The organism is Micromonospora fiedleri (assembly GCF_016774385.1).
Taxonomy (GTDB): Bacteria; Actinomycetota; Actinomycetes; order Mycobacteriales; family Micromonosporaceae; genus Micromonospora; species Micromonospora gifhornensis.
The window spans coordinates 162,943-181,499 of the sequence record NZ_JAETXL010000007.1 but is presented as its reverse complement, the minus strand read 5'-3'; the positions used below and the strand labels follow the sequence as shown (position 1 = coordinate 181,499).

The window sequence follows — 18,557 nt, the reverse complement described above, 5'->3', positions numbered from 1 at the left end:
GCCGATCCGGTGTCAGGCGCGCTCATGGTGAGATGCTGATGCCGCTTCGGACGCTCAACGGGTCGTCGACGCTGGACTTGGTGACCACCTGGATCACTCCGCAGCACAGGGCCACGACGAGGGCGGGCACGCCCAGCAGGACCAGCAGCGCCATGCCGCGCCACCGGGCAACCGACGGCGCCAGGGGAGCCCCGGGTGAATGACCGTGCATGAGCCTGCAAGATAGCAGTCCACGGACCTTTTGTGACCCCGTGGCGAGAGTTGCTCACATTGCGTGAGGTCAGCCGCGGGCGGCGCGTACGGCCGCGTACGCGTCTACCAGGCCGGCGCCGATCACGTTGCGGGTACCACCGCAGGCGTCGGTCCGCTCCGCCGAATCGGTACCGGTCGGCACGGCGGTGGCCGTGTCGCGCAGCAGTTGCCGGGTCCGATCGAGGTCGCCGATCAGCTCCGGATCGGCCGACCACATCAGCGCGACCACGCCCGCCACCTGCGGGGTGGCCATGGACGTGCCGTCGAGGGTGGCGTACCCGCCGCCGGGCATCGCGGAGAGCACGTCCGCTCCCGGGGCCATCAGGTCCGGTTTGGCCACCCCGCCGGGCGCCGGGCCCCGGGAGGAGAAGGCGGCGACCTGACGTCGCCGGTCCACCGCGCCGACAGTGAGCACGTCCGGGTACGGCGCGGGCGGGTCCTGTACCGAATCGCAGAGCGGTCCGCTGTTGCCGGCCGCCGCGACGACCAGGATCCCCGCCGCCTCCAGCGCGTCCGTGGCCGGTCGTAGCGCTCCCGGATCGCAGCCCTCGATCGGCGGGCAGCCCCACGAGTTGGTCAGGATCTCCGGTGCCCGGGCCGGCCGGCCGTCGGTGAACGGGTCACCGCCGGGTGGGAAGGGCGCCAGCATGAACTGGAGGCAGTCGAGGTAGGAGGCCGGATTGCCGAGATTGCGGTCGAGGTTGACGCAGCCCACCCAGTTCGCCCCCGGCGCGACGCCGATGCCGCCCCGGCCGACCGCGCTGCCCACCGTGTGGGTGCCGTGCCCGCTGCGGTCGGTCGGCGTACGGGTGCCGTTCCACGGATCGAACCAGGAATCGTCGCCGCCCCGGAAGTTCTCGACAAGCGTCGGATGCCGCCCGTCCACCCCGGAGTCGGAACTGCCCACGGTCACCCCGGCCCCGGTGACGCCCAGCTCGGACCAGACCCGGTCAGCGCCGATCATGGTGATGTTCCAGGGCGGGCCGTCCGGTGCCGGTGCGTCACCGACCGCCGGCGCGGCGGGCGCGGGCAACGGGCGCAACCGCTGGCTGATCAGCACCCGAGCCACCTCGGGCCGGCCGGACAGCCAGGCCCGTACCGCCGGCCCAGCGTCCACCTCGATCGCGTTGACCAGGTAGTACGGCCGGTGGTCCAGTCGCAGCCGGCGCAGGTCGCGACGCAGTTCGGCCTGGGTGCGCTCGGCGGTGGCGACCAGTCGCCGGTAGACCTGCTCGGCACGGGCGTCGCGGCCCGCCTTACCCGTACCGGCCGGCAGGTCGGCGAGATCCGCCTGTTCGCGCAGCAGCACGAAGAGCCGCTCGCCGTGCAGGCCGGGCTGACCGGCCCCGACACCGATCGCGCCGACCGCGACCAGCAGGACCAGCAGGACCAGCGTGGTCAGCCCGGCCAGTGCGGGGCGGGGCGGGCGCGCCGCCGGACGGGCCAGCAGCAGGCCGTACGCGATGGCCAGCACCAGCGCGACGACGAGCCCGGCACCGGTGGCGACCGCCACCCAGAACGGCACGTCCCGGGTGCTGGCGAGCAGCAGGCTGATCTCCTCCGGGTCGGTGAACGCCAGCGGACCGAACACGGTGAGCCCGACCAGCCAGGCGGTGGAGGTGCGGCCTGCGGTCCGGGGGTGTCGGCGGGTCAGCGCGTGCAGCGCGGCCAGCGCGAAGCCCACCGGTGGCAGCGCCACCAGCAGCGGCAACTGGGCACCGGACTGGCCGGTGCCGGCACCGACCAGCAGCAGCACCACCCCCGCGACCAGCCCACCCAGCAGGACCAGTCGAGCCGGCCGGGGCGGCTGGCCACCGGTGAAGTGGCCCCAGAACCGGGCATCGAGCAACGCCGCCGCCAGCGCTCCGACGGCCGCTGCGGCCAGCCCGGCGAGGACGGTTTCCAGCAGACCCCCGAGCGCGCCCAGCCAGACCCAGGGCACCAGCAGGGCCAGCCCGGCGGCCAGCGCCAGCCGGGTCGCCACCGATGGCCGCAGGGCGCGCGGCTGCGCCGGTGCCGGCCACCGGTCGGCCCCGGCCAGCCGGCCCGACACCCACCTGGCGACCAGCGCCAGCAGGGTGGCCGTGACGGCCAGCGCGGCGAGGTACGCCTCGTGGTGCACCGGGGGGATCGCACGCAACAGCCCGAGTACGCCCAACGCGAGCGCCCCGGCCAGCCACGCCCGGCCGGTGCCCCGGATCGACGGCGAGCGGGGCACCAGGGCCAGCGGCAGGGCGGCCGTGCCGATCGCGACGACGGTGAACAGGCTCACCAGCGGCCAGAGCAGCGCCAGCCGATCCAGCGCGGTGATCAACAGCACCTCATCGACCGCCCACCCGCCGGTCTGCGACACGACGGTGACCCCGACCGCCCAGCAGCCGATCAGCACCGTGGCGACGACCGCTCCAGGGCTGCTGGCACTGCCGGATGAGTAGTCCGCCCGCATCCGCACACAGTACGACGCCTGCCGTACCCGGCCGGTGCGCTCGGCGCGAAGGGGGACCGGGTCCGCCCTGGCGGCGAAGGTCGCGGGTACGGCGGGACGGCTACGGTGGAGCGATGCGCGATCCACACGTACTGCGGTCCGTCGCCGGACAACTCTCGTCCTCCCGCCGGGCCGGCGACCTGCGTCGGCTGCGGGCCGAGCGCTTCGACGTGCTGATCATCGGCGGCGGCGTGACCGGTGCGGGCGCGGCCGTCGACGCCGCGTCGCGAGGGCTGAAGGTGGCCCTGGTGGAGGCGCGGGACTTCGCGGCCGGCACCTCCAGCCGGTCCAGCAAGCTGATCCACGGCGGCCTGCGCTACCTGGAACAGTTGGAGTTCAACCTGGTGCACGAGGCGCTGACCGAGCGAGGGCTGCTGGCCACCCGGTTGGCGCCGCACCTGGTCCGCCCGGTGCCGTTCCTGGTGCCGCTGCCCGCCGGTGACGGCGTACGCGGCCTGCCCGCCCGGATCGTTCGGCGGGCCTACTACGGCGCCGGGGTGGCCGCGTACGACGCCTTCGCGGGTCTGTTCGGCGGGGGTCGGGGCATGCCGTTGCACCGGCACCTGAGCCGGGAGGGGGCCCGCCGGATCTTCCCGAGCCTGCGCGCCGACGGGCTGGCCGGTGCGATCCGCTACTACGACGGACAGGTGGACGACGCCCGGCTGGTGGTCACCCTGGCCCGCACCGCCGCGAGCCTGGGGGCGACAGTGGTCAGCAGTGCCCAGGCGGTCGGCCTGATCCGGCAGGCCCGGGAGGTCACCGGGGTGCGGATCCGTGACCTGGAGGCGCCGGCCGCCGAGTTCGAGGTGCAGGCGCGATCGGTGATCGCGGCGACCGGGGTGTGGACCGACGACATGTCCCGGATGCTCAACGACGTCGGGCTGCGCCCCGGCATCCGGGTACGGGCCTCCAAGGGCGTGCACCTGGTGGTGCCCCGCTCGGCGATCACCGGGGACACCGGGCTGATCCTGCGGACGGCGACAAGCGTGCTGTTCGTCATCCCGTGGGGCGGGCACTGGATCATCGGGACCACGGACACCGACTGGCGGTTGGACCGTTCCCACCCGGCGGCCTCCGCCAGCGACATCGACTACCTGCTGCGGCAGGTCAACACCGTGCTCGACCGGCCGCTGACCACCGCCGACATCGAGGGGGTCTACGCCGGGCTGCGCCCGCTGCTGGCCGGCGAGGCGGACTCCACCTCCAAGCTGTCCCGGGAACACGCGGTGATCGAGCCGATGCTCGGCCTGCTGCTGGTCGCCGGGGGCAAGTACACGACCTACCGGGTGATGGCCGCCGACGTGGTCGACCAGGCCGCGCGTCGGCTCGGCTGGCCACGGCCGTCGCGTACCGCCGACCTGCCGTTGCTCGGCGCCGACGGGTACGCGGCCATGTGGCGGGACCGGGCCGACCTGGCCCGCCGGCACGGGTTGCCGGTCGGCGTGGTGGAACACCTGCTCGAACGGTACGGCAGTCTGACCCTGGATCTGCTCGCCCTGATCGACGCGGATCCGCTGCTGGCCTCTCCGCTGGCCGGGGCGCCGGAGTACCTCGCGGCCGAGGTGACCTACGCGGCTCGGGCCGAGGGCGCGCTGCACCTGGAGGACGTGCTGACCCGGCGTACCCGGATCTCGTTCGAGACCACCCACCGGGGCCTGGAGTCGGCCGAGCACACGGCCGAGTTGATGGGCGCGGTGCTCGGGTGGGACGCCGACCGGCGGGCCCGGGAGGTGGCGCACTACCGGGCCCGGGTGATGGCCGAACGGCAGTCGCAGTTGATGCCGGACGACGCGACCGCCGACGCGGCCCGGCTCGGTGCGCCGGACGTGCGCGGCTACGCCGCCGACCGGGGTGCCGACGATGCCGGACTTCCACGCTGAGCAGTCCGCTTCGGGCATTGTTCGCGGTAGATGTCCACATGACGGGTTCCGCTCGCTACCTACGGTGGGGTAAGTTCCGCGCGTGATGGCGCTTTCCTGGTCACGGCTGGCTCACCTCTGCGCTTCCGCCCTACTGGCGGTTGCTGTCACAGGGTGCGCCCCGTTCGGCGACCAGCGCGACCCGGCGGGCCAACCGGCGGCGGCCGGTAACGCCGCCGGCAGCAGCGGCAAGTACCGGGTCAGTCTGCTGCAGAACGAGGGCACGGACGGCCCGCTGCGCACCCTGAACGTGGAGCCGGACGGGCGCTGGGAGTGCGTCGACTGCGCGGGCGACGGGGTGACCTCCACGGGCGCGTTGAGTCAGGAGCACTCGGAGCGGCTGCAGCTCCTGCTGGCCGACCCGGCGTTGGTGATGGAGACCGACGAGGCGCGCGGCTACAAGGTCACCTGCATCGGCGCGCTGACCTCCAGCCTGCTGACCACCGCCGGGCTGATCACCTCGCAGGACTGCCCGGGTGAGGAGCGCCCGCCGGTGGCGGAGGAGATCCTGCTGCTGCTCACCCAGAACACTCCCGCGCAGCTCACCTCGTCCTAGGCGGAGCGGGCCGACAGGCCCGGGTCGACCGCTTCAGAGCACCTTGCCGGGGTTGAGCAGCCCGGCCGGGTCCAGCGCGTTCTTGATCGCCTGGTGCACCCGTACGCCGACCGGCCCGATCTCCCGGGCCAACCAGTCCCGCTTGAGCAGACCGACGCCGTGCTCCCCGGTGCAGGTGCCGCCGAGCTCCAGACCGAGGCGCATGATCTCGTCGAAGGCCCGCCGGCCGCGTTCCAGGCTGGCCGGGTCGTTGCGGTCCACCACGATGTTGGGGTGCATGTTGCCGTCGCCGGCATGACCGACGACACCGATCGGCACCGCACACTCCGCAGCGATCCGGGCCACCCCGTCGAGGAGGGCGGCCAACGCGCCCCGGGGCACGGCCAGGTCGTCGATGATCAAGCCGCCGTTGCCGCCCGGGTACGTGTCGGCGGCGTACTTCTCCATCGCCGGATGGGCCAGCCGGCGGGCCTGCAACAGGGCGGCGGCCTCCGCCGCGTCGGTGGCCGCGTACACCTCCTCGGCGCCGGCCGCCGTGCAGACCGCGGCCAGTTCGGCCAGGTCCTCGGCGGCCCGTGGGCCGGTGTCGGCGGCGGCCAGCAGCAGCGCCTCGGCGTCGGTCCGCAACCCCATCGGCCGGTACGCCTCGATCGCCACCAGATGGGTGCGGTCGAGCAGTTCGAGCAGGCTGGGGGAGAGGCCCTGGGCGGCGATCCGGGCCACCGCCTCGCCGGCCGCGCCGGTCGAGCCGAAGACGGCGACCAGGGTCAGCGATGCCGCCGGGGCGGGTCGCAGCGCCACCGTCACCTCGGTGATCACCCCGAGGGTGCCCTCCGAGCCCACGAAGAGCCGGGTCAGGTCGTATCCGGCGACCCCCTTGGCGGTACGTCGTCCGGTGCGCAGCACCTCGCCGGAGGCGAGCACCACCTCCAGCCCGAGCACGTACTCGGTGGTCACGCCGTACTTGACGCAGCACATGCCGCCCGCGTTGGTGGCGACGTTGCCGCCGATGGTGGACGACTCCCACGAGCCCGGATCCGGCGGATACCAGAGCCCGTGCTCGGCCACCGCGGCGGTGAGCGCCGCGTTGACCACGCCGGGCTGCACCACGGCGATCCGGCTCACCGGGTCGATCTCCAGGATGGCGTCCATCGCCGTGGTGCTGAGCACCACCGCGCCGTCGACCGCGTTCGCCGCCCCAGCCAGCCCGGTCCGCGCCCCCTGCGGCACCACGGGTACGCCGTAACGCCCGGCCGCGCGGACCACGGCGGCCACCTCCTCGGTGCTGCGCGGCCGGGTTACCACCACTGGCGTGCCGGAAGCGCACAGGTCGGCCTCGTCGCGCTCGTACCCGCGCAGCAGGTCCGGATCGGTGAGCACCGCGTCCGGCCCGAGGGCGGCGCGCAGGTCGTCGAGGAGGAGGGAGGCGGCCATGTCGCCGAGGCTACGGCCGGCCGCCGGTGATCATCAAACGGATGCCCGGTCCCGGGTACCGTGGCTGCCGTGATCTACCTGGACCGGCCGGCCTGGCCGGCGCGTGGTCGTCTCTGGTCACACCTGATCAGCGACGTCTCCCTCGCCGAACTGCACGTCTTCGCCGAGGCACTGGGCGCACCCCGGCGCGGCTTCGACCGCGACCACTACGACATCCCCGCCGACCGGTTCGACATGGCGGTCTGGCTCGGTGCCGAGGTACGGCCCAGCCGCGACCTGGTCCGCCTGCTGTACGCGGCGAACCTCCGCCGCCCCAAACACCTGCACCGGGTGCCGAGTCAGCCGGTCAGTCGGCCGTGACGTCCTGATCCGCCGCCTGGAGGGTGCCCAGTTCGCGGGCGAGGTTGGCCCGGGCTCGGGGCTCCCAGCGGGTGGCCGGCTCCGGCAGGCGGAAGATGCCGGGCAGGGCGAGCAGGTGGGTGAGCACCTGGGCACGGCCGATCCGGTAGGCGGCCGGCGGCACGTGGGCGTACTCGCGGCGGATCGCGCTCGCGTACCTGTCGTACTCCGGCTCGGCTGCGGCCAGCACGGCCAGGTCGGCGTCGCAGAGCAGCACCCCGTCGGCGTCCGCCGGATCCACCTGGTGCCCGGCGGTGAGCAGCACCAGCCGGCGCACCTCGGCCACCTCGGGACCGGGCAGCCCGGCGCGGGTGAGCAGGGTGTCGGCGAGCGCGGCGCTGTCGCGTTCGTTGCGGTCGCCCGGCGCCCGTGGGTCGTACACCGCGTCATGGCACCAGGCGGCGAGCCGGACCAGGTCCGGGCGCTGCCCGGCCGAGGCGTACCGGTCGACGACGTCGAGTACGGCGGTCAGGTGGTCGACCGTGTGGTAGTGCCGGTGCGGCTCCCGCCACCGTTCGAGCAGTTCGCTCCCGGTCGCCTCGATCGCCGCAGGGTCACTCGCCCCGGCGGCCCGGACGGTAGTACGCCACCGCTCGATCAGTCCCGCCATCCGGTCAGTCTGCCGTATCGGGGGACATCGTCGGCCCGACGGTGCGATCGGTACCGCTGCGCGAGGATTGTCCCGGCGCGCGGCGGGTAGTAGCGGCCATGGTGGAGGCCCGGAAGCGACGTTTTCGAGTGCTGCGCCGTGACCGGATACGCCAGAGCCTGTCCGACGTGGGCACGGCACGGATCACCGAAACCGCAGCGCAGGTGCGCCAACGGGGCAAAGCGACCCTGCACGACCGCCTGCACCGGGTCCGGATGTCGCTCGCCCTGGCCGTACAGGCGGGTCTTGCGGCCGGACTGAGCTGGGTGGCCGCGCACGAACTGCTGGGCAACCCGCAGCCGGTCTTCGCCCCGATCTCCGCAGTGGGCACCCTCGCCGTCTCGGTGGGGCAGCGATTCCGGCGGACCGTGGAGCTGATCATCGGAGTGGCGGTCGGGGTGGCGGTCGGCGACATCCTCGTCCACTTTCTCGGCACCGGTCCGTGGCAGCTCGCGCTGGTCGTCACCGTCGCCATCCTGCTGACCATCTTCGCCGGGGGAAGCGTCGCCATCGTCATTCAGGCCGCGGCCACGGCGGTGCTGATCGTGACCCTCAGCCCGACGGTCGAAGCCCTGGAGATCCCCCGGTTCGTCGACGCGTTCGTCGGCGGTGGCATCGCGCTGCTGGTCACCGCGATCCTGCTGCCGCTCAACCCGTTGCGGGTGCTCAACCGGGCGGCTCGACCCGCCTTCGACCTGCTCGCCGACCAGCTCGACGCCGCCGCAGACGGGTTGCGCGAGCGGGACCGGGAGAAGATCCAGGCGGCACTGGACCGGCTGCGCGACAACAAGGCGGAACTGGCCACCCTCACCGAGGCGATCGAGGGCGCCAAGGAGACCGCCCTACTCTCCCCGGCGCGCTGGCACCGGCGCAGCGAACTCACCCACTATGCCGAGGCGGCCGACCCGATCGATCGGACGATGCGTAACAGCGGCACCCTGATCCGGCGTGCGGTCACCCTGATCGAGGACGCCGAACCGGTGCCGGAGCCGATGCCGGACGCGGTCGCCCATCTCGCCGAGGCGGTCCGCCTGCTCAAGCGCGAGTTCGCCCAGGGTGAGGAGCCCGAGCGGGCCCGGGAACGCTCGCTGCGCGCGGTCAGCGATGCCGGCCGGGCGTACGCCGAGGGGGTCGGCTTCTCCGGCAGTGTGGTGGTGGCCCAGGTGCGTACCACCGCCAGCGACCTGATGGTGGCCTCGGGGATCAGCCAGGAGGAGGCGAACCGGTTGGTCCGGCGGTCCTTCGGCGAGACCGACCGGCCCGGTTCCCCGGCCGGCCCGGAGCCGGAAGTGAAGCAGCCCACCGCGCCGCCGGTCGGCTGAGCACGGCCCGCCCGGCTCTGGAGCACGCCGCCCGAGTGTGGAGCACGCCCGTCCAGGTCTGGAGCGCGCCCGTCCGAGCCCGGAGCGCGCCCGTCCGAGTCGGGAGCACGCAGGTGGCCGGCGTTGCCGCCGATGTCTGCGGCCCGGCGAGCCGGACATGACTACGCTGACCGCATGGCCGACACCCCGTCCGGCGGTCCCCTGCCGCCGTCGCCGCCCGTGCCCGCCGCGCCGCCCGGGGGGATCGGGGCGCCTGGAGTGCCCCGTCGTCGGCTGGGTTGGCGCCGTGCCCTGGTGCTGAGCGGGGCGATCCTGCTCATCGCGGCCTGCGCGATCTTCATGCTCTTCACGCTCGGCACCAACCTCGGTACGGAGGCGCTGCTGATCGGTGCCGCCGCCGCGATTCTGCCGGTTCCGGTGCTGGTGGCCTGCTTCCTCTGGCTGGACCGGTACGAACCGGAGCCGCTCAAATACCTGATCTTCTGCTTCGGCTGGGGTGCCTTCGTCTCCACCGCGGCATCCCTGCTGGTCAACGAGACCGCCGCCGGGTGGTTCGAGGATCAGGGCCTGCCCGTGGCGCTCACCGCCGTGCTGGTCGCCCCGTTCATCGAGGAGCTGACCAAGGCGATCGCCCCGATCCTGCTGCTGGTGTTCCGGCGTCGGGAGTGGTCCGGCATCACCGACGGCCTGGTCTACTGCGGGTTGTCCGCGATCGGGTTCGCGATGGTGGAGAACATCCTCTACCTCGGCGGGCACGGGTACGCCTCGGGCGCGGAGCAGTACGGCCCGGCCACCGGGGCGCAGCAGGTGATCGCCATCTTCATCGTCCGGATCCTGCTGTTCGGGTTCGCCCATCCCCTGTTCACCGCGATGACCGGTATCGGGCTCGGCATCGCCGCGCGTACGGCGGACCGCCGGGTCCGGGTGCTCGCACCGATCGCCGGTCTGCTGCTGGCGATGATGCTGCACGGGGCGTGGAACCTGATCCCGACGCTCACCCAGGCCACCGGCCAGGTGCTGATCTCGCTCTTCGGCTTCGTCGGCGTGATGGTGCCGATCTTCTTCGGCATGGTCGGCCTGGCAGTCTGGCTACGGGCCTGGGAAGGTCGCCTCACCGAGCGGATCCTGCCGGACTACGTGCGCGCCGGTTGGCTCACGCCACCGGAGGTGGCGGCGCTGAGCAGTCTCGGCCGCCGGCACGCGGCCCGGGCCTGGGCCCGACGGGTGGCCGGCGACGCCGGTCTGCGCGCCATGCGCGGCTACCAGTTCGCGGCGACCCGGTTGGCGCTGCTGCGCGACGGCTCCCTGCGCGGACTGGACCGTCGGCCCGTCGACCGGGAGCGGACGGCGCGGGAGGAACGGGAGCTGCTGGACTCGATAAGCGTCTACCGGTCGTTCTTCGTGGGGCGGGACCCGCAGACACCTGTCGGCGTCTGGGACGGTCACCGCTACCATCTGCGCTTTCCGGACGGATCGCAGCGTGCGGTGGACGCGCCGGAGGACCCGGTGGTCCCGATCCCGGTGGTGCTCGCCGCGCCCCCGCCGTACCCGGGTCACCACCCTCCGCCGGGCTGGTACGGACCGCGCCCGGTGACACCCTGGCCACCGCACCGCTGACCGGTCCGTCGAGGCTGCCGGTCGAACTCGGGCGTGGTCAGGTCATCAGGCTGGTGAGGAAGTCCCCGAACCCCTGGGCCATCATCACCAGGGCGCCGCCGATCGCCTTGAACATCTGCGCCGCGCCCTCCGGGCGGAACGCCATGAAGTAGATCAGGAACGCGAGGCTTCCCCAGGCCAACACCTTCTTCACGAATACCGGCATCGTCCCTCCCCAGGGCCGGTGGTGCGGCTGGCTTCCCGCCGGGGAGCGTGGCAAACGACGCGGACCGTGTCGGTGCGGTGCCGGGAAGGCTCAGAGGTAGAGCCCGGTGGCGTCTTCCTCGACTCGTTCGGCGGCCACCGCGTGCACGTCGCGCTCGCGCAACAACACGTAGCCGCGCCCGTGCAACTCGACCTCGGAACGGTCGTCGGGGTCGAAGAGCACCCGGTCGCCGGAGACGATGGAGCGGACGTTGGGCCCCACGCCCACGGCGGTGGCCCAGGCCAGGCGCTTGCCCACGGCTGCGGTGGCCGGGATCACGATGCCGGCGGTGGAGCGGCGCTCCCCCTCGCTGCCCTCCATGCGCACCAGGACCCGGTCATGCAGCAGCCGGATGGGGAGGCCGGAGTCGAGGTCGTGGTCGGCTGTCACGTCGCAGACGCTACCGTGTCGTTTCCGGCAAGCCGCCGGTGGTCTGCGATTCACCGGACCGTCGGCGGGGCAATGTGTGGTGCAAACCTGACCTACTGTCGAGTCGCCGGGCGTATCCTGTCCGCCCTGGCGCCGTGCACGGGCCGAATTCTGCCGGGAGGTGCGCTTGAGCCGATTCGAGCGGTTACGTGGACGGTTGCGCCGCGCGTACGAGTCGGGCCGGGACACGGTCCGCGCCGCCCGCAGCACGCCGCCCTATGTGCCCACGCCCGCCCGGGCGGCCTCGCCGTCGGAACCGGGGCCGGTGGCACCGCCGGCCGCCACCGTGGTCGGCGCGGAGCCACCGTCCCCGGCCCTGCACCACTCCACCTCCAGCCGCGACGACGCGGACGTGCCGCACGCGCTGCGCATCGCCGCCGCCTGGTCGTGGCGGCTGATCGTCGTCGGCGTGGTGTTCTGGGCGCTGGTGAAGCTGGTCAGCACCATCAGCATCGTGATCATTCCGCTCGCGGTGGCGATGCTGCTCTCGGCGTTGCTGGCACCGGCGGTGGGTTGGCTGCTGCGGGCCCGGCTGCCGAAGTCGCTGGCGACCGCGGTGGTGCTGGTCGCCGGGCTCGCCGCGGTGGTCGGCACGCTGACCCTGGTGGTCAACGAGTTCATCAAGGGTGTGCCGGAGCTGGCCGCGAAGTCGAGCCAGGGCCTGCAACAGATCCAGGACTGGCTCAAGACCGGGCCGCTGCACCTGTCGGACAACGACCTCGACCGCTATCTCGAAGAGGCCCAACAGTGGGTCAACAACAACACCGAGCAGTTCACCAGCGGCGCGCTCTCCACTGCGACGACGCTGGCCGAGGTGCTGACCGGCACGATCCTGGTGCTGTTCGCGGCGTTCTTCTTCCTGCGTGACGGCAACATGATCTGGCGCTTCGTGGTCCGGCTGCTGCCGGTCGCCGCCCGTTGGAAGGTCGACGACGCGGGGCGCGCCTCCTGGGCCACCCTGGTCGCCTATGTCCGGGCGACGGTGCTGGTCGCCTTCATCGACGCCGTGGGCATCGGCATCTTCCTGGTCATCTTCGACATCCCGTTCGCCTTCCCGCTGGCCGCCCTGGTGTTCCTCGGTGCGTTCATCCCGATCATCGGCGCGACGCTCTCCGGCGGCGTGGCGGTGCTCGTCGCCCTCGTCGACAGCGGGCCGGTCACCGCGCTGATCATCCTCGGTGTGGTGATCGGGGTGCAGCAGGTCGAGGGGCACATCCTCCAGCCGTTGATCATGGGCCGGGCGGTGGCCATCCACCCGCTCGCGGTGATCATCGGGCTGGCCGCCGGTGTGGTCCTCGCCGGGATCACCGGAGCGCTGGTCGCGGTCCCGTTGATCGCGGTACTCAACACCGCGGTACGTCGGCTCGCCGCCCGTACCGTTCCCGACACCCCGCCCGACGCGGTCGTCGTCGCCTCCCGCGCACCCTGACCGCGCTGGTCGGTCAGCTGTCGGCCAGCCGGGTCAGCGCACCCCGGACCACTTCCCGGCGGGTGGTGTACCAGAACGGCGGCAGCGACCGGCGCAGGAACGGGCCGTAGCCCCGGGCGGTCTCCAGCCGCGAGTCGAGCACGGCCACCACGCCACGGTCGCCGGAGGCGCGGATCAGCCGCCCGACGCCCTGCGCCAGCCGGACCGCGGCGATGGGCACGCTGACCGCGGCGAACCCGGACCCACCCTGGGCGTCCACCGCCGCCGCCCGGGCGGCTGCCAGTGGCTCGTCGGGCCGCGGGAACGGCAGCCGGTCGATCACGACTAGCTGGCACGAGTCACCTGGCACGTCCACGCCCTGCCACAGGGACATCACCCCGAACAGGCAGCTCGACCGTTCCTCCCGGAACCGGCGGACCAGCAGCGGCAGGGCTTCCTCACCCTGCAACAGCACGGGCAGGTCGGTGCGGGCCCGCAGCAGCTCCGCGGCCTGGGTGGCGGCCCGCCGGGAGGAGAACAACCCGAGCGTACGACCACCGAGCGCGGTGACCAGCTCGATCAACTCCTCCCCGGCGGCGTCGGGCAGCCCGGAGACGCTGGGGCGGGGCAGGTGCGCGGCCACGTAGAGGATCCCCTGGCGGGGGTAGTCGAACGGGGAGCCGACGTCCAGCGAACGCCAGCCCGGCCCCGAGTCGGCGTACTGGCTGGGGGAGTCCTTGGCGCTGCCGCCGGCGGTCGGTGCGGTGCCGCCCGGTCGTACGGTCGAGGCGGCGAGCGCCTCGGCGGCCGGCGACGGCGGGCCGGGCGGTGGCGCTTCGAGGCCCAGCGCCCGGGCCACCGTGTCGAAGCGCCCGCCCAGTGCGAGCGTCGCCGAGGTGGCCACCACCGTCCGCTCGTCGTACAGGTGGGTGGCGAGCGTACCGGCGACCGACAGCGGCGCCACCACCAGCGCCCGCCGGCCGGTGTTGTCGTTGCGTTCCACCCAGGCGACGTCGTGCTCCGCCTCCTCCAGCAGCCGCTGGGCGGTGGTGGACATCTCGTCGAGGACGGCCTTGGCCTGCTGTTTGCGGACCGGGTCCGGGTCGTCGGCCTTGATGTCGCCGATGGCGTCCAGGGCGGCCCGGGTCGCCGCGTCCAGCAACGTGCACGCCTCCCGCAACGGACCGGGCAGGCCGCTGGTGATCCGTCCGGCCGGGGCCTCGGCCAGCCCGATCGCGAGAGCGTCACCGGCCTCGGTCAGCAACTCGGCCGTCTCCGGACGCAGCAACGGGCGGGCCCGCCGGGCGGACCGGTCGATGAGATCCGGGGTCAGTTCCGCCTGCGCCGCCGAGGAGACCCGATCGGCCAGCTCGTGCGCCTCGTCGACGACAAGCAGCCGGTGCGGCGGGACGATGTGTCGTCCGGCGAGCATGTCGACCGCGAGCAGGCTGTGGTTGGTCACCACGATGTCGGCTTCCCGGGCCCGGGCGCGGGAAGCCTCCGCGAAGCACTCCGCACCGTACGGGCAGCGGGCCGCGCCGACGCACTCGCGGGCCGGCATCGAGGCCAGCCGCCAGGCCTGGTCGTCGACGCCCGGGTCGAGTTCGTCCCGGTCGCCGGTGTCGGTCTCCAACGCCCAGTCCCGCAGGCGTTGGATCTGCTTGCCGAGGCGGCCCGCCTCACCGAGCCAGCGGGCGCCGCCACCGGGCCGCTCGGCCGGAGCGTCGAAGAGGGTGTCCGCCGGCTCGTCCTCGGTCGAGTTGTCCAGCCGGGCCAGGCAGAGGTAGTGGTGCCGGCCCTTGAGTACGGCGTACGTAGGGCGTCGTCCCAGCAGCGGCTCGACCGCGTCGGCGAGCCGGGGCAGATCGTGCTCGACCAGCTGGGACTGCAACGCCAGGGTGGCGGTGGAGATCACCACCGGGCCGTCGACGGTGAGCGCGGGAGCGAGATAGGCAAGCGACTTGCCGGTGCCGGTGCCGGCCTGCACCAGCAGGTGCTCACCGGAGGCCACGCACTCCTCGATCGCCGTGGCCATCTGCTGCTGACCCGGACGAGCGGTGCCACCGGGCACCGCACCGACCGCGGCGGCCAGCAACTCGGCCCCACCCGGGCGATCACCGGACCGACGGGCCCTGCTGCGGGTCGAGGCGGAGCCGGTGGCGGTGCGGGGCGGGGTCACCGTGGCACGGTACCCGCCGGGACCGACGCGGGCGGTACCGATCGGACCGTGTTGCGGTTCACGCAGCGGATACCGCCCTTGCGTCCGGTAACTTCCCGACGGCGCGGCGTGGGCGTAATCGGTTAGGGTGCGACTCATGCCGAGCGACGTGGTCCGAGTGATCTACCGCAAGTACGACGGCAGCGCCCACCGGGACTATCCGGCTCGCCGGTTGGCAGAGGACGACCTCGGCATCTGGCTCGGTGTACCGGCCGGCACCAGCTCGGTCTATCACGGTCGCCCCTCGGTGGAGCAGATCCCCTTCGTCCTGCTGGTGCCGCATCAGGCCTGGTGGACGGGCATGTTCAACCCGCCGCCGCGGACCAGCGAGGTCTACTGCGACATCGCCACCCCGGCACGCTGGGAGGGCGAGGAGACCGTACACCTGGTCGACCTGGACCTGGACGTGGTCCGCCGCCGGGAAACCGGCCTGGTCGAGTTGCGCGACGAGGACGAGTTCGCCGAGCACCGGGCCCGGTTCGGCTACCCGGACGATCTGGTGGTCGAGGCCGAGGCGGCGTCCCGCTGGCTGCTCACCGCGCTGGGCGATGGCACGGAGCCGTTCGCCACCTCGTACCGTAAGTGGCTCGCCCTGGTGGTCTGACCTGGCGAAGGTCCTGGTCAGGCCGGGGTCGACCCGGCGCACATCTGCCCGGACGCCGAGCGAACGCGTCGGCGACGGGTGATGATGCAGCGATGGAGCACGACGGCGTGAGACGTTCGACACTCTGCTCTCGGGGGGTATCCACCGCCCGGCTTCGACGTCACGTGGGCGTGCGAAGGCGCGCTGTCGGTTGCGGTGGAAGCGGTGAAGGTGAACGGAAGTTGAACGACCGGTGAATGGCACCTGGCCAGGGGTGGGCCGCCGAATCGCCGGTCGAACCGTTCCCTAGCATTCCCTCAGCAGAGCGCCGGACAGCGCGCTGACACCCCTTCCGCCGACACGACGAGGTCCGTGCTGTGAAGTTTTCCTTCCGCCCCAACGAGGGCGCCTTCTACGAGCTCTTCACCAGGGCCGCGCAGAACCTGGTCCGGGGTACCGAGCTGCTCAACGAACTTGCCCTGCCCGATGTCGAGGTGCAGTCGGTCAGCGAACGGCTCACCGAGGTCGAGCACGACAGCGACAAGATCACACACGAGCTGTACAAGAAGATCAACTCGACCTTCGTCACCCCGTTCGACCGGGAGGACATATACCGACTCGGCTCGCTGCTCGACGACGTGATGGACCACCTGGAGGCGGTGGGCAACCTGCTCTACCTCTACGGGCTGACCAAGCTGCCGTCGCTGCCGCGGGAGATGCACGAGTTGGTGCACGTGCTGGACCAGCAGGCGAAGCTGACCGCCGAGGCGATGCCCCGACTCAAGTCGATGAAGGATCTCGAGGACTACTGGATCGAGATCAACCGGCTGGAGAACGATGGCGACCAGGCGTACCGGATGCTGCTGGTGCGTCTCTTCTCCGGCGAGTACGACGCGTTGACCGTGCTGAAGATGAAGGAGGTCGCCGACGAACTGGAGGCCGCCTGCGACTCCTTCGAGCACGTGGCCAACACCGTCGAGACCATCGCGGTCAAGGAGTCCTGAGCCTGTGAGTCCCGAGCTCATCGCGGTGTTGGCGGTGATCGGGGTGGCCTTGGTGTTCGACTACACCAACGGCTTCCACGACGCTGCCAACGCGATCGCGACAAGCATCTCCACCCGGGCGCTCACCCCCCGGGTCGCCCTGGGCATGGCGGCGGTCGGCAACTTCATCGGCGCGCACTTCGGCGCCGAGGTGGCCAAGACCGTCGGCAGCGGCCTGGTCGAGCTGCCGACCGGCGTGTCCAGCCTCGGCATCGTCTTCGCCGGCGTGATCGGCGCGATCGTCTGGAATCTCATCACCTGGTACTTCGGGCTGCCCTCGTCGTCCTCGCACGCCCTGATCGGTGGTCTGGTCGGCTCGACCGTCGCGGCGTCCGGCACGGTGCTCTGGAAGGGCATCGGCGAGAGCGTGATCATCCCGATGATCCTGTCGCCGATGGTCGGTTTCATCCTCGGCTACATCGTGATGATCGGTGTGCAGTGGCTGTTCCGCAACGGGCACCCGGGCAAGCTGAACCGCGGTTTCCGGTGGGCCCAGACCGCTTCGGCGGCGGCCATGTCGGTCGGTCACGGCATGCAGGACGCGGCCAAGACCATCGGCATCGTGGTGCTGGCCCTCTTCGTTGGCGGTTACCAGAGCGACCCGACCCACATCCCGGAGTGGGCGTTCTGGACCTCGGCCGCCGTGCTCGCCGCCGGTACGTACGCCGGTGGTTGGCGGATCATCCGCACCCTCGGTCGCAAGATCATCGACCTGCGTCCGCCGGAGGGCTTCGCCGCCGAGACGGTGGCCAGCGGTGTGCTCTACTTCAACGCCCTCGTGCTCGGCGCCCCCATCTCGACCACCCACACGATCACCTCGGCGATCATGGGTGTGGGTGCCACCAAACGGCTCTCCGCCGTCCGGTGGGGCGTGGCCGGCAACATCGTCGGCGCCTGGATCCTGACCTTCCCGGCCGCCGGCTCGATCGGTGCCCTGATGTACTTCCTGGTCCGCCCCCTGTTCAGCTGAGCGGTGCGCAAAGGGCCCCCTCGTCGCGAGGGGGCCCTTTCGCTACGGCACCGTCAGAGGTACGAGACGCCGATCTGCGCGCGGACCTCGTCGAGCAGCCCCATGATCTCCAGCGTCGCGGAGTGCGGCACCAGCGAACTCTCGGTCAGCCCCTCGGCCAGGCAACGTTGCACCTCGATGGCCTCGTACTGGTAACCCGAGCCGACCAGCTCGGCGGTGAACGTCTCCGTCTCGGCACCCTCCCGGTGCAGGTGGAAGGCATCCGGCCGGAAGAACGGCTCGGGCAGGTCGATCCGCCCGGCGGTGCCGGTGATCGACGCGGTGACGCCGGTCGCTCCCACCAGGCCGCAGCTCAGCGTGGCGATCGCGCCCGAGTCGTACCCGAGGACCAGGCCGGTGTTCTCGTCCGTGCCTTCCGGGCCCAGCTTCGCCCACGACCGCACGTGCTGCGGCACCCCCAACAGCAGGTGGGCCAGGCTCACCGGATAGATGCCGAGATCCAGGAGGGCGCCGCCACCCAGCGCGCGGGCCCGCAGCCGATGCTCGGGCGGGAACGGGCCGGCCAGGCCGAAGTCGGCCCGGACGTTCGTCACCGTCCCGATCGCGCCGTCCGCGATCAGCTCGCAGACCCGCAGGATGAGCGGGTTGCAGCGCATCCACATCGCTTCCATCAGGAAGACCCCGGCCGCGCGGGCGGTGTCGACCAGTTCGGTGCTGGTGGGCAGGTCGAGGGTGAACGGCTTCTCCAGCAGCACCGCCCGGCCGGCGGCCAGGCAGGTGCGGGCCGCCTCGTAGTGCGCGACGTGCGGGGTGGCCACGTAGACGACGTCCAGGTCGGTGTCGGCGGCCAGTTCCGCCCAGGAGGCGTACGCCCGGGCAGCGCCGTGCCGGTCGGCGAAGCGCTGCGCGCTCTCGGCGGTTCGTGAGCCGACCGCGACCAGTTCGGCCCCCGGCACCAGCCGGAGGTCCTCGGCGAAGCGGGCGGCGATGTGGCCGGTGGCCAGGATGCCCCAACGAGTCATGGCGTGA

Annotated in this window: 17 protein-coding genes; 9 read left to right on the top strand and 8 right to left on the bottom strand. The window is 72.4% G+C overall.

Features of this window, described 5'->3' with window-relative positions; all coding sequences use genetic code 11:
* Window positions 1–22: 22 nt before the first annotated feature.
* The gene (locus JMF97_RS31810) at window positions 23–154 is read right to left on the bottom strand and encodes a hypothetical protein (RefSeq protein WP_273543893.1); all 132 of its coding nucleotides are present in this window, start codon (window positions 152–154) and stop codon (window positions 23–25) included.
* 126 nt (window positions 155–280) lie between these two features.
* Entirely contained in the window at window positions 281–2,698 is a 2,418-nt protein-coding gene (locus JMF97_RS20625) for a S8 family serine peptidase (protein ID WP_203223025.1), read from the bottom strand.
* Window positions 2,699–2,811: 113 nt separating this feature from the next.
* On the opposite strand from JMF97_RS20625, the gene JMF97_RS20620 reads away from it, so the two are divergent.
* A complete protein-coding gene (locus JMF97_RS20620) occupies window positions 2,812–4,617 on the top strand; it encodes a glycerol-3-phosphate dehydrogenase/oxidase (protein ID WP_203223024.1) in 1,806 nt (601 codons plus the stop codon).
* Window positions 4,618–4,702: 85 nt separating this feature from the next.
* The gene (locus tag JMF97_RS20615) at window positions 4,703–5,212 is read left to right on the top strand and encodes a hypothetical protein (RefSeq protein WP_013736165.1); all 510 of its coding nucleotides are present in this window, start codon (window positions 4,703–4,705) and stop codon (window positions 5,210–5,212) included.
* A gap of 33 nt (window positions 5,213–5,245) precedes the next feature.
* Here JMF97_RS20615 and JMF97_RS20610 read toward each other — a convergent pair whose 3' ends face one another.
* A complete protein-coding gene (locus JMF97_RS20610; protein WP_013736164.1) occupies window positions 5,246–6,646 on the bottom strand; it encodes an FAD-binding oxidoreductase in 1,401 nt (466 codons plus the stop codon).
* Between the two features lie 69 nt (window positions 6,647–6,715).
* Between JMF97_RS20610 and JMF97_RS20605 the strand changes: the two genes are divergently transcribed.
* Entirely contained in the window at window positions 6,716–7,006 is a 291-nt protein-coding gene (locus JMF97_RS20605) for a DUF4031 domain-containing protein (RefSeq protein WP_126711328.1), read from the top strand.
* Here JMF97_RS20605 and JMF97_RS20600 read toward each other — a convergent pair.
* Complete coding sequence (locus JMF97_RS20600; RefSeq protein WP_126711327.1) at window positions 6,993–7,655, bottom strand: HD domain-containing protein; 663 nt, start codon at window positions 7,653–7,655, stop codon at window positions 6,993–6,995. The two genes, JMF97_RS20605 and JMF97_RS20600, sit on opposite strands and share 14 nt — an antisense overlap.
* 98 nt (window positions 7,656–7,753) lie before the next feature.
* Between JMF97_RS20600 and JMF97_RS20595 the strand changes: the two genes are divergently transcribed.
* Together JMF97_RS20595 and JMF97_RS20590 are read left to right on the top strand one after the other, a co-directional pair.
* Window positions 7,754–9,016, top strand: a complete 1,263-nt coding sequence (locus JMF97_RS20595) for an FUSC family protein (protein ID WP_238359750.1) — start codon at window positions 7,754–7,756, stop codon at window positions 9,014–9,016.
* Between the two features lie 132 nt (window positions 9,017–9,148).
* Window positions 9,149–10,633 carry a PrsW family intramembrane metalloprotease gene (locus JMF97_RS20590; protein WP_203223227.1) on the top strand — a complete coding sequence of 495 codons (1,485 nt, stop codon included), beginning with the start codon at window positions 9,149–9,151 and terminating at the stop codon, window positions 10,631–10,633.
* A gap of 37 nt (window positions 10,634–10,670) precedes the next feature.
* On the opposite strand, the gene JMF97_RS20585 is transcribed toward JMF97_RS20590, so the two are convergent.
* Window positions 10,671–10,838: a hypothetical protein gene (locus tag JMF97_RS20585; protein ID WP_013736159.1), complete on the bottom strand. Its 168-nt coding sequence runs from the start codon at window positions 10,836–10,838 to the stop codon at window positions 10,671–10,673.
* A 90-nt stretch (window positions 10,839–10,928) separates the two neighbouring features.
* Window positions 10,929–11,267, bottom strand: coding sequence for a GroES family chaperonin (locus JMF97_RS20580; protein ID WP_203223022.1), 339 nt, complete (start codon window positions 11,265–11,267; stop codon window positions 10,929–10,931).
* Between the two features lie 160 nt (window positions 11,268–11,427).
* On the opposite strand from JMF97_RS20580, the gene JMF97_RS20575 reads away from it, so the two are divergent.
* The gene (locus JMF97_RS20575) at window positions 11,428–12,735 is read left to right on the top strand and encodes an AI-2E family transporter (RefSeq protein WP_307817023.1); all 1,308 of its coding nucleotides are present in this window, start codon (window positions 11,428–11,430) and stop codon (window positions 12,733–12,735) included.
* Between the two features lie 13 nt (window positions 12,736–12,748).
* Here the strand turns inward: JMF97_RS20575 and JMF97_RS20570 are convergent, their stop codons facing one another.
* Complete coding sequence (locus tag JMF97_RS20570; protein WP_239088808.1) at window positions 12,749–14,893, bottom strand: ATP-dependent DNA helicase; 2,145 nt, start codon at window positions 14,891–14,893, stop codon at window positions 12,749–12,751.
* A 136-nt stretch (window positions 14,894–15,029) separates the two neighbouring features.
* Here JMF97_RS20570 and JMF97_RS20565 point away from each other — a divergent pair, with 136 nt between their 5' ends.
* The 3 genes from JMF97_RS20565 (at window position 15,030) to JMF97_RS20555 (ending at window position 17,528) form a co-directional block, all read left to right on the top strand.
* Window positions 15,030–15,536 (top strand): DUF402 domain-containing protein, encoded by a 507-nt coding sequence (locus tag JMF97_RS20565; protein WP_013736155.1) that lies wholly within the window; start codon window positions 15,030–15,032, stop codon window positions 15,534–15,536.
* A 356-nt stretch (window positions 15,537–15,892) separates the two neighbouring features.
* Window positions 15,893–16,519: a DUF47 domain-containing protein gene (locus tag JMF97_RS20560; protein WP_013736154.1), complete on the top strand. Its 627-nt coding sequence runs from the start codon at window positions 15,893–15,895 to the stop codon at window positions 16,517–16,519.
* A 4-nt stretch (window positions 16,520–16,523) separates the two neighbouring features.
* A complete protein-coding gene (locus JMF97_RS20555; protein WP_203223020.1) occupies window positions 16,524–17,528 on the top strand; it encodes an inorganic phosphate transporter in 1,005 nt (334 codons plus the stop codon).
* 53 nt (window positions 17,529–17,581) lie between these two features.
* On the opposite strand, the gene JMF97_RS20550 is transcribed toward JMF97_RS20555, so the two are convergent.
* Window positions 17,582–18,550, bottom strand: a complete 969-nt coding sequence (locus tag JMF97_RS20550; RefSeq protein WP_203223019.1) for a Gfo/Idh/MocA family protein — start codon at window positions 18,548–18,550, stop codon at window positions 17,582–17,584.
* Between the last annotated feature and the right edge of the window lie 7 nt (window positions 18,551–18,557).

Excerpts from the sequence above, each read along its gene's own strand:
- JMF97_RS20590 (WP_203223227.1), top strand. The coding sequence starts at position 9,149 with ATGTCTGCGGCCCGGCGAGCCGGACATGACTACGCTGACCGCATGGCC.
- JMF97_RS31810 (WP_273543893.1), bottom strand. The coding sequence starts at position 154 with ATGGCGCTGCTGGTCCTGCTGGGCGTGCCCGCCCTCGTCGTGGCCCTG.
- JMF97_RS20595 (WP_238359750.1), top strand. The coding sequence starts at position 7,754 with ATGGTGGAGGCCCGGAAGCGACGTTTTCGAGTGCTGCGCCGTGACCGG.
- JMF97_RS20610 (WP_013736164.1), bottom strand. The coding sequence starts at position 6,646 with ATGGCCGCCTCCCTCCTCCTCGACGACCTGCGCGCCGCCCTCGGGCCG.
- JMF97_RS20550 (WP_203223019.1), bottom strand. The coding sequence starts at position 18,550 with ATGACTCGTTGGGGCATCCTGGCCACCGGCCACATCGCCGCCCGCTTC.
- JMF97_RS20620 (WP_203223024.1), top strand. The coding sequence starts at position 2,812 with ATGCGCGATCCACACGTACTGCGGTCCGTCGCCGGACAACTCTCGTCC.
- JMF97_RS20615 (WP_013736165.1), top strand. The coding sequence starts at position 4,703 with ATGGCGCTTTCCTGGTCACGGCTGGCTCACCTCTGCGCTTCCGCCCTA.
- JMF97_RS20585 (WP_013736159.1), bottom strand. The coding sequence starts at position 10,838 with ATGCCGGTATTCGTGAAGAAGGTGTTGGCCTGGGGAAGCCTCGCGTTC.
- JMF97_RS20565 (WP_013736155.1), top strand. The coding sequence starts at position 15,030 with ATGCCGAGCGACGTGGTCCGAGTGATCTACCGCAAGTACGACGGCAGC.
- JMF97_RS20625 (WP_203223025.1), bottom strand. The coding sequence starts at position 2,698 with ATGCGGGCGGACTACTCATCCGGCAGTGCCAGCAGCCCTGGAGCGGTC.
- JMF97_RS20600 (WP_126711327.1), bottom strand. The coding sequence starts at position 7,655 with ATGGCGGGACTGATCGAGCGGTGGCGTACTACCGTCCGGGCCGCCGGG.